Origin of the sequence: Bacteroides sp. (genome assembly GCF_030151085.1) — a bacterium.
Lineage (GTDB): Bacteria > Bacteroidota > Bacteroidia > Bacteroidales > Bacteroidaceae > Bacteroides.
Genome location: NZ_JASLER010000080.1, coordinates 27,428 through 43,504 on the forward strand (window position 1 = coordinate 27,428; position 16,077 = coordinate 43,504).

General features: G+C 41.0%; 11 protein-coding genes. 8 read left to right on the forward strand and 3 right to left on the reverse strand.

Translation table 11 applies throughout. The features are described 5' to 3' along the window. Positions 1-14 precede the first annotated feature (14 nt). Complete coding sequence (gene pyrI, locus Q1W14_RS15945; RefSeq protein WP_300703161.1) at positions 15-476, reverse strand: aspartate carbamoyltransferase regulatory subunit; 462 nt, start codon at positions 474-476, stop codon at positions 15-17. 25 nt (positions 477-501) lie between these two features. Next, a complete protein-coding gene (gene pyrB, locus Q1W14_RS15950; protein ID WP_300703163.1) occupies positions 502-1,437 on the reverse strand; it encodes an aspartate carbamoyltransferase in 936 nt (311 codons plus the stop codon). A gap of 612 nt (positions 1,438-2,049) precedes the next feature. On the opposite strand from pyrB, the gene Q1W14_RS15955 reads away from it, so the two are divergent. The 5 genes from Q1W14_RS15955 to Q1W14_RS15975 all read left to right on the forward strand — a co-directional run bounded on the left by Q1W14_RS15955 (position 2,050) and on the right by Q1W14_RS15975 (position 8,191). Further along, positions 2,050-4,374 carry a transglycosylase domain-containing protein gene (locus tag Q1W14_RS15955; protein WP_300703165.1) on the forward strand — a complete coding sequence of 775 codons (2,325 nt, stop codon included), beginning with the start codon at positions 2,050-2,052 and terminating at the stop codon, positions 4,372-4,374. Positions 4,375-4,389: 15 nt separating this feature from the next. Further along, positions 4,390-4,767 (forward strand): 2-amino-4-hydroxy-6-hydroxymethyldihydropteridine diphosphokinase, encoded by a 378-nt coding sequence (locus tag Q1W14_RS15960; RefSeq protein ID WP_300703167.1) that lies wholly within the window; start codon positions 4,390-4,392, stop codon positions 4,765-4,767. A 19-nt stretch (positions 4,768-4,786) separates the two neighbouring features. Next, entirely contained in the window at positions 4,787-5,542 is a 756-nt protein-coding gene (kdsB, locus tag Q1W14_RS15965) for a 3-deoxy-manno-octulosonate cytidylyltransferase (protein ID WP_300703169.1), read from the forward strand. An 18-nt stretch (positions 5,543-5,560) separates the two neighbouring features. Continuing rightward, entirely contained in the window at positions 5,561-6,847 is a 1,287-nt protein-coding gene (locus Q1W14_RS15970; protein ID WP_300703259.1) for a pitrilysin family protein, read from the forward strand. Positions 6,848-7,033: 186 nt separating this feature from the next. Beyond that, complete coding sequence (locus Q1W14_RS15975; RefSeq protein ID WP_300703171.1) at positions 7,034-8,191, forward strand: phosphatidylinositol-4-phosphate 5-kinase; 1,158 nt, start codon at positions 7,034-7,036, stop codon at positions 8,189-8,191. A 125-nt stretch (positions 8,192-8,316) separates the two neighbouring features. Here Q1W14_RS15975 and Q1W14_RS15980 read toward each other — a convergent pair whose 3' ends face one another. Further along, a complete protein-coding gene (locus Q1W14_RS15980; protein WP_300703173.1) occupies positions 8,317-9,255 on the reverse strand; it encodes a ribose-phosphate pyrophosphokinase in 939 nt (312 codons plus the stop codon). A 178-nt stretch (positions 9,256-9,433) separates the two neighbouring features. Between Q1W14_RS15980 and Q1W14_RS15985 the strand changes: the two genes are divergently transcribed. From Q1W14_RS15985 to Q1W14_RS15995, 3 genes are all read left to right on the forward strand, one after another. Beyond that, the gene (locus Q1W14_RS15985; RefSeq protein ID WP_300703261.1) at positions 9,434-13,720 is read left to right on the forward strand and encodes a DUF5113 domain-containing protein; all 4,287 of its coding nucleotides are present in this window, start codon (positions 9,434-9,436) and stop codon (positions 13,718-13,720) included. A gap of 151 nt (positions 13,721-13,871) precedes the next feature. Continuing rightward, positions 13,872-14,600, forward strand: coding sequence for a DUF5932 domain-containing protein (locus Q1W14_RS15990; protein ID WP_300703176.1), 729 nt, complete (start codon positions 13,872-13,874; stop codon positions 14,598-14,600). A 22-nt stretch (positions 14,601-14,622) separates the two neighbouring features. Further along, positions 14,623-16,077 carry an AbgT family transporter gene (locus tag Q1W14_RS15995; RefSeq protein WP_300703178.1) on the forward strand — a complete coding sequence of 485 codons (1,455 nt, stop codon included), beginning with the start codon at positions 14,623-14,625 and terminating at the stop codon, positions 16,075-16,077.

Sequence of the window (16,077 nt, forward strand, 5' to 3'; positions counted from 1 at the left end):
AGTAAAAACTCAGCCTATATAATTTCGATATCCTCTCTTGTTTGTTCCTTCTCGCAATAATGGCATCTGATTGTGCAATTATCCTTGTCTACTACATGGAATAAGGTCGGCATCGGCTCATTGTTTGTGATACACTTGGGGTTGGCACATTTTACGATACCACGTAATTCTTCCGGCAGACTAACTTCGCGCTTCTCTACTACTTCGTAATCGCGGATAATATTCAGCTTTACGTTAGGAGCTACAACGGCAATACGGTTAATTTCATCATCGCAGAAAAACTTATCGGCAATTTTGATGATGCCTTTCATCCCCAACTTCTTACTCTTAAGATTAAAGCCGATGGTGATGTTATTCTTCATGTGTTCCAATCCCAGTAAAGAGACTACCGTAAACAAATTCTCGGAAGGGATATGGTCGATAACAGTACCGTTTTCGAGTGCGGCAACCTGTAATTCTTGTTTCTTTTCGTTCATTTTGATTGTATTTAATCACTAACCACTAATCACTGATTCTCACTTCCTCCAGTGTAATACCCAGTACATCGCAAAGAATTGCTTCGCGGGCATACAAGCCGTTTTGTGCCTGTTGGAAATAGTAGGCTTTCGGACTATCATCCACATCGTATGCTATCTCGTTGACGCGTGGTAGCGGATGCAGAATACTCAAGTTGGGGCGGGTGTGTTCCAACATCCTGTGGCGCAGGATATACACATTCTTCACGCGTTCGTATTCCATGAGATCGGTGAAACGTTCACGTTGTACACGGGTCATGTAGAGAATGTCGGCATCAGCAATAACTTCTTCGGTGAACTCAGTGTGTTCCACGTACTTGATGTTATGTTCGCGGCAATAAATCTTGTATTCTTCCGGCATTTTTAACTCATCAGGAGCAATGAAGTGGAAGGTAGGGTTGAAGTGGCGCATTGCCATCAGTAGGGAGTGGACGGTACGTCCATATTTCAAATCGCCTACCAAGAAGATATTCAGATTCTCCAAAGTACCTTGGGTTTTGTAGATGGAGTAAAGGTCAAGCATCGTTTGTGAAGGATGCTGGTTGGCTCCGTCTCCGGCGTTGACAATGGGGATATGGGTTACTTCACTGGCATAGCGTGCGGCTCCTTCGAGATGGTGGCGCATCACGATGATATCGGCATAGCTGCTCACCATCTTGATGGTATCTTTTAGCGTTTCACCTTTCGATGAACTGGTAGCTTTCGGATCGCTGAAACCGATGACACGTGCTCCAAGCCGGTTGGCAGCTGTCTCAAAACTAAGCCGGGTACGGGTAGATGGCTCGAAAAATAGGGTGGCGACTACTTTCCCGTCCAGTAAGTGCCGGTTAGGATGTGCTTCAAACTCTTTGGCCATTTCGATCATATAGAGAATTTTCTCCTTAGAATGTTCGGCAATGGTAACTAAACTTCTGTTTTCCATATCGTTGAATTCTTTTTATACTTTTCGAGAGTGTAAAGTTACGGAAAATACATGGGCTCAGAAAATCTACGGGACTTTTTTTCATGGAAAATTATTGTTTTTCCGAATGACGCAGCTTACCGAGACAAACCACGCAGCCAATCGTCCTAGATGACGCAGCTCAAGTAGCGCGAGCTGTGTCATTTGCTTTGTTAAGCTGCGTGGTTTGTCTCGGTAAGCTGCGTCATTCGGAACGAGATGTTGCGTCATTCTCCGCTTGTCAGGAAGTGAAGAATAGAAGCAACAACATCAGTGTATTTCTTTTTTTCTTTTGTTGATGTTGTTATAATAATATATATAGTATAAATACATGGCATTTAATGGTGTTTTCTTTGATTTTCAACTGCTTACCCAATGTTAAAACAGTGTTAATACCGCCGATTCCTAAGCAAAAAAAGACGAAAAACGACAAAAAGCGTCGAGGAATCGGCTTATTTCAACACCTAAATACGAGCTAATTTTTGCCATAAAACATTTGTTAACATTCGAAAAAGATAAAGAAAAACAGGGACACATTCAATATATTTCCGTACCTTTGTCCTAATATTAAAGAATGATTTTTAAGAATTGAGCATGATAAAGAAAATCGTAAAAATCCTCTGGATTTTCATCGCACTCATTGCGCTGGTGTGTGTCATTATATTCTTCTCTATTTCAAAAGGTTGGGTGGGTTATATGCCTCCGGTAGAAGATTTGGAAAACCCTAACTATAAGTTTGCTACGGAAGTCCTTTCTGAAGATGGAAAAGTCCTTGGAACTTATTCTTATAGCAAGGAGAACCGTGTTTACATAGGCTATGGAGATTTATCTCCTAATATTATCAACGCATTGATTGCTACTGAGGACGTACGTTTCACCGAACATTCGGGTATTGACGCCAAAGCTCTGTTTCGTGCTTTAGTGAAACGTGGTGTTTTTATGCAGAAAAATGCAGGTGGAGGTAGTACCATTACCCAACAGCTTTCCAAACAGCTTTATTCGCCTAGTGCCGATAATATAATAGAACGTCTTTTCCAGAAACCTATCGAGTGGGTAATTGCTGTGAAGTTGGAGCGCTATTATACCAAAGAGGAGATACTTACTATGTATCTGAATAAATTTGACTTCCTGAATAATGCAGTAGGTATAAAGACTGCTGCCTTCACTTATTTCGGTAGCGAACCGAAAGATTTGAAAATTGAGGAAGCCGCTACTTTGATAGGTATGTGTAAGAATCCGTCACTTTATAATCCTGTTCGCTTTAACGAACGTTCGCGTGGACGCCGCAATGTGGTACTCGACCAGATGCGTAAGGCAGGATATATCACTTCCGAAGAATGCGATTCATTGCAAGCGTTGCCGCTGAAGTTGGTTTATAACCGTGTAGACCATAAAGAAGGCATGGCCACTTATTTCCGTGAATATTTGCGTGGTGTATTGACTGCTAAGGAGCCTAATAAGTCTGATTATCGCGGCTGGCAAATGCAGAAATATTACGAAGATTCTCTCGACTGGGTGAATAATCCATTGTATGGCTGGTGTGAAAAGAATACCAAAAAGGACGGCAGCAAATACAACCTCTATACAGATGGTTTGAAAATTTATACTACAATCGACTCTCGTATGCAGAAGTATGCCGAAGATGCCGTAACCGAGCATCTGAAGGAACTTCAAGGTTATTTCTTTAAAGAAAAGAAAGGAGCAAAGAAGGCACCTTATACTTTCAGGTTAACTCAGGAACAAGTGGATGAGATCTTAGGACGTGCCATGAAGCAATCTGATCGTTACCGTTCTATGAAAAGTGCAGGTGCTTCGGATGCTCAAATCAAGAAAGCGTTCGATACTCCGGAACAAATGTCCGTGTTCAGTTGGGAAGGAGAAAAAGATACCATTATGACTCCTATGGATTCTATCCGTTACTACAAATTCTTCCTCCGTGCCGGATTTATGTCTATGGACCCGCGTAGCGGACATGTAAAGGCATACGTAGGTGGTCCGAACTATCATTATTTCCAATACGATATGGCCATGGTAGGACGTCGCCAGGTGGGTTCTACAATTAAGCCTTATCTGTACACATTGGCTATGGAAAACGGTTTCTCTCCGTGTGATGAAGTTCGCCATGTGGAATACACTTTGATTGATGAGAACGGAAAACCTTGGACGCCGCGTAATGCCAATAAAAAACGTTATGGCGAAATGGTAACCGTGAAGTGGGGGTTGGCTAATTCGGATAACTGGGTTACTGCTTATTTAATGAGTAAACTGAATCCATATAACCTTAAACGTTTGATTAACACCTTTGGTGTGCGTAATCGCGAAATAGTACCTTCTGTTTCACTCAGTTTAGGACCTTGTGAAATTTCAGTAGGTGAAATGGTAAGTGCTTATACTGCCTTCCCTAATAAAGGTATTAGAGTGGCACCGTTGTTTGTTACCCGTATAGAAGATAGTGACGGTAATGTATTGGCCACTTTCTCGCCCGAGATGCAAGAGGTTATCAGTGCTTCCAGTGCTTATAAAATGCTGGTAATGCTACGTGCTGTTGTTAACGAAGGTACCGGTGGACGTGTTCGCCGTCTGGGTGTAAAAGCAGATATGGGCGGTAAAACAGGTACTACCAACTTTAATGCCGACGGTTGGTTTATGGGCTTCACTCCATCGCTTGTTTCAGGTGTCTGGGTAGGAGGTGAAGACCGTGATATCCACTTTGACACTATGTTGCATGGTCAAGGCGCTTCGATGGCATTGCCTATCTGGGCTAAATATATGGTAAAAGTTTTTGGCGACAAGTCTTTAGGATATGATGAGAATGAAAGGTTCCAATTGCCCGAAGGATTTGATCCATGTAAAGATACACCGGAAGAAAATACAAACGTCGAGGAACCGATAGGGGGACTTGACGAACTGTTTAATTGATTTGAAAATAGAGAAGTGGTTTATACTATCAGCATCGGCAGTAACGAACAACGGAGAGATAATTTGGCATTAGCTCGTAAGAGGTTATCCGAACTTTTCCCTGGAATCCATTTCTCAAAAGAGGAAGAGACGAAGCCTTTGTTCTTTCAACGTCCGAATCTGTTTTCCAATCAGGTGGCACAATTTTCTTCTGCACGTAATGCAGAGGAGGTTATTGCGCAATTAAAGTCAATTGAGCGAGAAGCAGGAAGAACTCCAAACGAAAAAAAACAAGAAATCGTTCGTTTGGATATAGACCTGTTATCCTGTGACACTCAAGTTTATAAGTCCGAAGACTTGAAACGCGACTATATACTCCGGGGGCTGAAAGAACTGGAATTAATTCAATCGTAATTTGTAATTAGTAATCATAATGAAGTTTTTAGGAATCATTCCCGCCCGTTATGCGTCTACGCGCTTTCCTGCTAAACCATTGGCAATGTTAGGCGGAAAAACTGTAATACAACGAGTCTACGAACAGGTAGCAGGCATTCTTGATGATGCTTACGTAGCTACTGACGACGAGCGTATAGAAGCCGCAGTGAAAGCATTTGGCGGTAAAGTGGTAATGACTTCCGTTCATCATAAAAGCGGTACGGATCGTTGCTATGAAGCTTGTACCAAGATAGACGGGAAGTTTGATGTCGTTGTAAACATTCAGGGAGACGAACCATTTATCCAGCCTTCACAGTTGCAGGCCATCAAAGCATGTTTTGATGACGCTACCACACAGATAGCTACATTGGTGAAACCTTTTACCTCTGACAACAGCTTTGCTGCCTTGGAAAATGTAAATTCTCCGAAAGTAGTATTGAATAAGAATATGAACGCCTTGTATTTCAGCCGTTCTATTATTCCCTATCAACGTAATGCTGAAAAAGCAGACTGGCTGAAAAAACATACTTATTATAAGCACATCGGCTTGTATGCTTATCGTGTGGAAGTATTGAAGGAAATCACGTCTTTACCTCAATCACCCTTGGAATTAGCCGAGTCATTGGAGCAATTACGTTGGTTAGAGAATGGCTACACGATCAAAGCCGGTATAACTGAAGTTGAAACCATTGGCATCGATACTCCGCAGGACTTAGAGCAGGCGGAGCAATTTCTTAAAACTTGTGCCTTATAAATTATGAGTCAATTGTCTGTGAACAGAACTATCCAGCCCGAGATCTTAGAACCGGAGCAACTTGCTATACAAATGCCGGAACATCAGATATTACCTAACGGTGTATCTTTGAATATAATCAATGCCGGCGAGAATGAAGTAATACGTATTGATCTCTTGATAAAAGGAGGGAGATGGCAACAATCTCAACCTCTACAAGCATTGTTCACAAACCGAATGTTGCGTGAAGGAACCAGTCGTTATTCTGCTGCCGAAATTGCAGAAAAACTGGATTATTATGGAGCTTGGTTAGAACTGTCCAGCGCATCCGAATATGATTTTATCACACTCTATTCTTTAAATAAATACTTGCCTCAGACATTGGACGTACTGGAATCCATTGTAAAGGAGCCCTTGTTTCCTGAAAAAGAACTAGATGTAATCGTTAATAATAATATCCAGCAGTTTCTTATAAATACCTCTAAAGTCGATTTTTTAGCGCATCGTGGGTTAGTAAAAGCCATCTATGGCGAACATCATCCTAGTGGACATTTGGTGCAAGAGGAAGATTACCACCGCATCAATCCTATTCTATTGCGTGAATTTTATACTCAGAACTATCATTCTAATAATTGCAGCATCTATCTATCGGGAAAGGTCGATGGCGATTCAATCCGTAGAATAGAATCTATTTTTGGAACAGAACCTTTCGGAACAGACTTCCGTATTCCCGAAGAGAAGACTTTTACGCCTGTCACTTCTGCCGAAAAACGGATTTTTATTGAGCGTCCCGATGCATTACAGAGTGCGGTACGTATGGGAATGCTTTCACTCGACCGCCAACATCCCGATTATTTGAAAGCACGTGTACTGATTACTTTGTTCGGAGGCTATTTTGGAAGTCGTCTCATGTCCAATATTCGTGAGGAGAAAGGATATACATACGGTATCTCTGCCGGCATCATGCCCTATCCGGGGCAGGGAGTACTGACCATAAATGCCGAGACTGCTAATGAATTTGTAGAACCTTTGATCAGTGAGGTCTATAATGAAATAGATCGCCTTCAGAATGAGTTGGTTTCCGACGAAGAGTTTTCTACAGTGAAGAATTATATGTTGGGAGATATGTGTCGTAGTTACGAATCGCCTTTTTCACTGGCGGACGCATGGATCTTTGTTCAGACTTCGGGGCTGAAAGATTCGTATTTTACCGATGCCCTTAATGCTGTAAAAGCAGTTACTCCACAGGAAGTTCGTGAACTTGCCCAACGACATTTATGCAAAGAGAATTTAAAAGAAGTCGTGTCCGGCAAAAAAATGTCATAAAAAGCGTAAACTACTACGTTGTTTTAGCAGATAAATTGTATCTTTGTGCATAAGACTTTAGGTAGGTGTAACGTTTAGTGCCCTTTTTACGTCTTTTAATCACAGGTTGTTCTTTTGTGAACCTTACGGAAACGGTGCATACATCGGCATCGTTTTAATTTTTAATTTTTTAAATTTGAATAGTCAATGAAATATCTATATACTGCACTGATTCTGGCATTTTTGTGTCAAGGGGGAGCTACTGCCCAAGAAAAAAAAGAGGGTTTTCTTGATAAAGTAAAAAACACATTCTCTTCTGAAATAAAAATTGGTACTTATACTTTTAAAGATGGTTCCGTATACACCGGCGAGATAAAAGGGCGTAAACCAAGCGGAAAAGGAAAAACCGTCTTCAAGAATGGTGATGTATACGAAGGAGAATATCTAAAAGGTAAACGTGAGGGTTTTGGCTCTTTTATGTTTACGGATGGCGAGAAGTATGAAGGACAATGGTTTCAGGATCAGCAGCACGGAAAAGGTATTTATTACTTTATGAATAATAACCGTTACGACGGTATGTGGTTTCAGGACTACCAGCACGGAAAAGGTATCATGTATTATTATAACGGCGATACATACGATGGTGACTGGATAAACGATAAACGCGAAGGTAAAGGTACATATACCTGGAAAAATGGTTCTCAGTATGTAGGTTCATGGAAAAAAGATAAGAAGGACGGTGAAGGTACATTAACCTGGAATGATGGGAGCAAATATGAAGGCCAATGGAAGAATGACGTCCGCGATGGCAAAGGAACTTTTGAATATGCTAATGGCGATAAATATGTAGGTGATTGGCAGGATGACATGCAACACGGTAAAGGCATCTACTTCTTTCATACAGGCGATCGATACGAGGGTTCATACGTGCAAGGTGAGCGTACCGGAGAAGGTATCTATTACCATGCCAGTGGCAACAAGTATGTAGGAGGCTTCAAAGATGGCAAGCAAGAGGGACATGGTATATTCACTTGGGCAAGCGGTGCCGTTTACGAAGGAGACTGGAAGAATAATGAACGTGATGGACGCGGTACTTACAAATGGAATGTAGGCGATTCATACGAAGGTGAATGGAAAAATAATAAATTCAACGGTCAGGGAACTTTAATTCTGACTGATGGAACAAAATATAAAGGTGGCTTTGTGAATGGTTTGGAAGAAGGTAGTGGCGTACAAGAAGATAAAAACGGTAATCGCTACGAAGGCTTCTTCAAACAAGGAAAGAAACACGGTCCATTTGTGGAAACTGATAAGAATGGAAAGGTAGTACGCAAAGGCACTTATAAAATGGGAAAACTTGATTGATTTCCAACGGGAAATCAATAATTATAAATTGAGAATTAAAAATTAAAGGCTGCGCAATGTTCGTTTGAACTGCGCAGCCTTTAATTTTTAATTTCTAATTCTTAATTTCTAAACGCACTCTGCGTTTAGATAATATATTGTGAACTGATTGATTCGTTATTCATCACTCGTTTGATCGTTTCGGCAAACATTTCGGCAATGCTCAATTGTTTCACCTTAGCGCATTTCTTAGAGTAGGGAATACTGTCAGTAAATACCATCTCAGTCAAACCGGACTCTTGCACACGGAAAGAGGCAGGGTCGGACATTACACAGTGACTGGCAATAGCACGAACGGAATTCGCTCCGGCTTCTTTCATGATATTAGCTGCTTTGGTAATGGTTCCGGCAGTATCTACAATATCGTCGATCAATACAACATTCTTATCTTTTACATCACCGATGATTTGCATGGTAGCAACTACATTGGCCTTTTCGCGTGTTTTATTGCACAACACCAAAGGTACACCAAGATATTTGGAGAATGTGCTGGCACGTTTTGAACCACCTACGTCAGGAGTTGCAATAACCAAATTTTCTAGTTTCAATGATTCGATATAGGGGAGGAATACAGCTGATGCATACAAGTGATCTACCGGAATATTGAAGAAACCTTGAATCTGGTCAGCATGAAGATCCATAGTAATCAAGCGGTCGATACCTGCTACTGAAAGCAGATCGGCAACCAATTTTGCGCCGATTGATACACGAGGCTTATCTTTTCTATCCTGACGTGCCCAACCAAAATAAGGGATAACGGCCACAACGCTCTTAGCCGATGCTCTTTTTGCAGCATCAACCATTAACAGAAGTTCCATTAAGTTGTCGGAATTAGGAAAAGTTGATTGAACTAAGAATACATGTGCGCCACGAATAGACTCTTCATAAGAAACTGCAAACTCACCATCAGCAAAATGGGTGATGTTCATCTTTCCAAGAGGACAATCAAGGCTAGCGCAGATTTTTTCTGCAAGGTATCTCGAGTTTGTTCCGGAGAATACCATAAAGGGTGCTTTTTCGCTCATTTCTGTAATAGATATTACCTATTTATTAATTTGCGTGCAAAGTTATGAATTTCCAGTTACATAATACAAGACTTATTGTAGAAAAATCTTTTTTCTTTCCCGGATTTATTTGTAGTTTTGCTTTATGAAACGGCTTTCTTCAATCTGGTCGGTAAGTTTGCTGTGTCTTTGTACAGCAATGGTTTCGTGTGTGGGCACTGCTCCTACGAAAGAAGTGCGCCTGATTGATTCATTGAATCAAGTAGCTTACACTTATCGTTATAAGGATCTGGATTCATCCTGTCATGCAGCTTCGCGGGCTTATCGTGAAGTAAGCCTCTATAGACAAGGCAAAGCGGAAGCATGCAACAACCTTGGATTTTGTGCTTTTATGCGGATGGATTTTGAACAAGCAGTGAAGTACCATCAGGAAGTTTATGGCTTGACCAAGAATGAACTGGAACTGCTTATTGCCGATATAGGTCTGATGAAAATATATCAGCGTACTGCTCTGAATAAGGAATTTTATGACTACCGTAATAGTGCGCTGCGCCGTATGAAACGAATAGCCGAAGATAAAAACCTATTTGTAGATAAGCATGAATTGATGCGTTTGAACTATGCACGTTCTGAATTCAATATTGTTTCTGCCGTTTACTATTACTATTTGCAGCAGCGTCCTGAAGCTATGGCGTGCATCAATGAGGTATCCGAAAACGATGAATTGGCGACAGATACCAATCAACTGTTATACTATCATTATATAAAAGGTTCTGCTGCATTGTGCGAAGGTGAAACCTTGGACGAACAACGTTTATGTGAGTTCGATGAGCTTTATACGACGTGGCTTCTGGCTTCACGGAAAGGTTATCCTTATTTTGAGGGAAATGGGGTACAGGGACTTGCCAATCTAATGGCAGCACCGGATAATTATGAGTTCTTTCAGAATCGTCGATCCCATGCCTTGAAGCAGTTGGGTGTTCCGGTCGATTCTTTACTTCCTATGCGGTTGGGGCAGTTGGCTTTACAGAAATTCCGGCAATACAATGATTTATATCAGATTGCGGGAGCATACGTTTCTATCGGGAAATATCTGAATTCGCATGGCAGGTATGAAGAAGCACTAGATACGCTGAAAACAGCATTGGAGTGTGTAAACGACCATCATCGCCTCTATTATAATTGCCACGATAGCCTGGATTGGCTGAAAGCATACGATAATCGGGATACGATTTATGCTGAAAAAGCATGGATAGAGCATAAATTGAAGACAGTACCCGAATGGATTTCACGTATTCGCGAACAGTTGAGCGTATCGTATGCAGGCTTGGAGATGAAAGAAAAGTCTGATTACAACCGTAACATATATTTGGATATTCTGGAGGATACCCGTCAGGACAAAGAATTGGAGAGTCGGTATACGGCATTGGAGAATGAAGCAAGGCAGTTGAATGTATTACTATTCTTTATTATTATAGGCTTTATTGGGGTGCTTTTATTCTTTTGGTTCTTCAATAAGCGTTCAAAAGTGAAAAACAAATTGCATTTGCTGCGTTTGCAACAAATGCTGGATATTTGCCAGAAGATAACTGCATCCATTCCGGCTGATGCTCAAACGGAAGAAGAAGTAATCGAAGCTATTCAATCGGTCGTAGCCCCGGAAATAGAGGAATTATTTGGGGTGAGTGATATTCATATAGAAAATGGGCAGCTTGTATTTCCAAAGCGTTTAAGTAAGGATGAACAGGCCATGGTGAAGGTGATAACTCCCTATATACAATGGGCTTTGGACAATGGCATGACTTCAATATCTTTGGGAGACGAACGCAAGAGATTGGAGAAGCAACGATATATCTACGAGCAACATATAGCCGGAAATAAACGGCAGAATTTGATTAAAAAAGCATGTATGTCTATCGTCAATGGCATCCATCCGTATATTGACCGTATCATTAATGAGGTGCATAAGTTAACGCAGAAAGGCTTTATCAATGACGAAAATATCAAAAATGAAAAGTATCAATATATCGACGAATTAGTAACCACGATCAATGAGTATAACGATATTCTTGCCTTATGGATAAAAATGAAACAAGGTTCATTGAGTTTGAATATCGAGAACTTTGAACTGAATGAACTTTTTGAACTGATACGGAAAGGTAACCGGGCTTTTCAGATGAAGCAGCAACAACTGGATGTGGTTCCAACTAATGCATACGTAAAAGCAGATAAAGCTTTGACTCTTTTCATGATTAATACATTAGCGGAGAATGCACGCAAATATACTCCTCAGGCAGGAACAGTGAAAGTTTATGCTCGTCAAGAAGCTGACTATGTGGAAATCTCTGTAGAAGATAATGGTTGCGGATTATCCCCTGAAGATGTTTCGTGCATCGTTGGTGAAAAAGTATATGACTCCAAAGCTATTGGTATGAGTGACGCTCCGGATCGGGATGAACTATGGAAAAATAAAGGTAGTGGCTTCGGACTAATGAACTGCAAAGGTATTATTGAGAAATACCGAAAGACCAATGAACTTTTTAGAGTTTGTCTTTTCAATGTAGAAAGTACCTTAGGGAAAGGTAGCCGTTTCTATTTCCGGTTGCCGACGGGGATACGCAAAACTCTTACTGTGTTGATACTGTGTTTATCTTTGGGGTTGTCATCTTGCGGCAGAGATGTGGAGAGTGTTTCGGATAAGACCGCATCTGATTCCATAACATTGGCTGTAGAAAATGAATATGAGACTTTATTAGACATCGCTTCCGATTTTGCTAACAACGCTTATTATTCCAATATAGATGGAAATTATGAGCAAGCTTTGCAATATGCGGATTCTGCCATCTATTATTTGAATGCTCATTATGGAAAATATGCCCAAGTTTCACATCATTATATGACATTAACGGGTGACGGACAATCTGCGGAACTAGCATGGTGGAATGAAATGTTTAATTCGGATTTTCATGTAATTCTGGATGTCCGTAATGAAGCAGCCGTGGCATTTCTTGCTTTGAAACAGTGGGATAATTACAGTTATAATAATACGGCATACGCTTCTTTGTATAAATTGTTGGGGGAAGATCAGTCCTTGGAGAATTATTGCCGTCAATTGGAACGCTCCACTAACAATAAAATGGTGGGAGTTATCTTAGGAGCTGCTCTGTTATTTGCGTTGTTGTTGGGGTACTATATTCTTTATTTCCGTAAGCGGATGGTGAACCGATGGAATTTGGAGCAGGTTTTAGAAATTAATAAGCAGGTTTTCGCAACTTCATTACTATCAACACCCGAAACAGATGAGATGTTGCAACGTGAAGAAAGCACCTTAAAAGAAATCCCGAAGCAAATAGTGAATGCTGCATTTGAGGCGGTAAATGAATTATTAAGTATTGACAGATTGGGAATAGCTGTATATAACGAAACGGCTCATCGACTTGAGTTTACATCCAATCCCCCGGAAGCACAAGAAGATATACTTTGGAAAGACAAGATACATCAATGTTTTGAAGAACAAACGTATCTGACGGAAAAGAGCATGCAGGTACTACCGCTTATTATAGAAGCCGGTGGAGTTTCCCGTTGCATCGGTGTACTATGCTTGGAACGTCGGGAGGGGACTGAACGGGAGAGTGATCATTTGCTTTTGGAACTGATTGCCCGTTATGTTGCCATCGTTATATTTAATTCGGTAGTGAAACTGGCTACTAAATACAGGGACATTGAAACAGCACAGGATGAAACCCGTCGCGCTTCTTGGGAAGATAGTTTGCTACATGTGCAGAATATGGTATTGGATAATTGTCTTTCAACCATTAAACATGAAACCATTTATTATCCCAACAAGATAAAGCAATTGATTGGCAAATTACGTTCAGGTCAATTAACTGAGATGGAGGAGTATGAAAATATTGCAGCAATCGGAGAACTTATTGAATATTATAAAGGTATCTTTACCATCCTCAGTTCCTGTGCTTCCCGTCAGTTGGAAGAAGTAACATTCAGGCGTTCTGTTATACCGGTTTCGGATCTTATGAATGCCGCTGAGAAATATTTCCGTAAAGTAAATAAAGGTAATGCGAACTCTATTACCTTTGAAACCGGAATCCTGAATGAGAATGTTATCGGAGACAAGAACCAGTTGCATTTCCTTTTGGAGAACTTGATTGATGAAGCACTTTCAGTGCCCATTGACGGAGAAATCTCATTGCATGGTGCAGTAGATGGAGAATATGTACGTTTTCTATTTACGGATATGCGTCGGGAGAAATCGCGTGAAGAATTGAATCAACTATTTTATCCGAATCTGACACGTATGACCGCCGGTGAGAAAGGTAAATTACATGGAACGGAATATTTAGTTTGCAAACAAATCATCCGCGACCACGATGAGTTTGCCGGACGCCGTGGTTGCCGTATCAATGCAGAACCGGGTGAAAATGGTGGTTATACGGTTTATTTTACTATACCCCGACGTGGCCGGTAGATATAGAAAAGCGCTTTTTTACGCAGATAGCTGCGTGACCGTATGCAGATAAGTGCGTAAGCTTACACAGATAAGTGCGTTGCATCAAGCAGATATATGTGCAGAATACTTTATATTTCAGGTTGTTTCTAAATAGGATTATATACATAATATGGAAGGAAATAAATTTAAAGTTATCATCGTTGAAGATGTCAAATTGGAATTGAAAGGTACAGAAGAGATCTTTCGTCATGAAATACTCGATGCCGAAGTGATTGGCACTGCCATGACGGAAAAGGAATTCTGGCCCTTGATTGAAGCGAATGTCCCTGATTTAGTTTTGCTTGATTTAGGTCTGGGTGGTTCTACAACAATAGGTGTGGATATCTGCCGTAATATATTCAAACGTTATCCCGGTGTTCATGTCCTTATATTCACCGGCGAGATTTTGAATGAAAAGTTATGGGTCGATGTTCTTGATGCCGGTGCCGACGGAATTATCTTGAAAACAGGAGAACTCTTGACGAAAACAGATGTACAAGCTGTTATGGATGGGAAAAAACTTGTTTTCAATTACCCGATCCTGGAAAAAATAGTAGAACGTTTCCGTAAGTCTGTGCTGAATGACGCCAAGCGTCAGGAAGCTATCATTAGTTACGATATTGATGAGTATGATGAGCGTTTTCTTCGTCATTTAGCTTTAGGCTATACTAAAGAAATGATAGCCAATTTAAAGGGAATGCCCTTTGGAGTAAAATCTTTGGAGAAACGCCAGAATGATTTGGTCGGTCGTCTTTTCCCTGCCAGCGAACGGGTAGGAGTGAATGCCACGCGTTTGGCAGTTCGGGCATTGGAACTCCGTGTTTTAGATATTGATAATCTGGAAGCTGACGAAGAATAAATCTTTCGTTAAGTAAGGTACTATGAGGAATAAATGGCACATGCCGCATCCTGCAACGATGTTCTTCCTGTTAACGCTGGCAGTCATCTTTTTATCATGGATATTTGATATCTATGGAATCAGTGTGATTCAGCCTGACACAGGGGAGGCGATACACGTACAAAGCTTGTTAAGTCCGGAAGGTATCCGCTGGCTGTTACGTCATGTAATAACCAATTTTACTGGTTTTGCACCGTTGGGATTGGTTATTGTGGCTATGTTTGGCATAGGGGTAGCCCAGCATTCCGGTTTTATTGATGCTTGTATTCGTAGGGGGGTGAGAAAGCATCGTGATCAATGGCGTATTATTCTTTGGGTAATTATATCAGGACTATTATCTAACGTGATAGGGGATGTGGGCTATGTTATTATGATACCTATAGCTGCTACTTTGTTCCAATCTGTGGGATTGCATCCTATTGGGGGCATTATCACTTCATACGTCTCTACTGCTTGTGGATATAGTGCCAATATATTTTTGAGTACACTAGACCCCATGTTATCTGCTATGACCCAAGAAGCCGCAGATATGGCTAATATTACTCCTGTACAAACAGGGCCATTGTGTAACTACTATTTTTTCGCGGTTTCTACTTTCATTCTGGCAGTCATTGTCTATTATATTACCCGTAAGAGTTTATTGCCCATGCTGGGGGAGTATGCGGGAAATGTTAGTTTCGACGGTTATAAGCAATTATCACGCAAGGAGCGTAGAGCAATGCTGAGTGCGGTCATAGTAGGAGCGATTTATATGGCTGTTATTCTGTGGGCTACTTTTTCATCGTGGGGCATATTGCGAGGGGTTAATGGAAGTCTGATTCGTTCTCCTTTCATCATTGGAATTTTGTTTATACTGTCTTTCGGCATCGGATTAATGGGAATGGTATATGGTTTCGCTTCGGGACGTTACCGTAAAGACGGAGATGTGATTGAAGGATTCACGCAACCGATGAACTTGCTGGGAGTTTATTTTGTAATAGCTTTTTTTGCATCGCAATTGTTTGCATGCTTTGAATATTCCCGCTTGAATAAGTGCTTGGCAATAATGGGAGCGGATATGCTTTCATCAGTCCATTTAGGCAGCTTGTGGACACTGATTCTATTTATTATATTCTCGGCACTTGTCAATCTGATTATGGTTTCTGCCACGGCTAAGTGGACTTTTATGTCCTTTATCTTTGTACCGGTACTGGCAAATATGGGCATTTCGCCGGATATCACTCAGTGTGCCTTCCGCATAGGTGATAGTGCGACGAATGCCATAACTCCTTTTATGTTCTATATGCCATTGGTGTTGACGTATATGCAGCAATACGATAAACAGACCACATACGGCTCACTATTTAAATACACTTGGAGGTATACTTTGGTAATTCTCGTTGCTTGGACGGCATTGTTTATACTTTGGTATGTAAGTGGCTTGCCATTGGGCTTATAG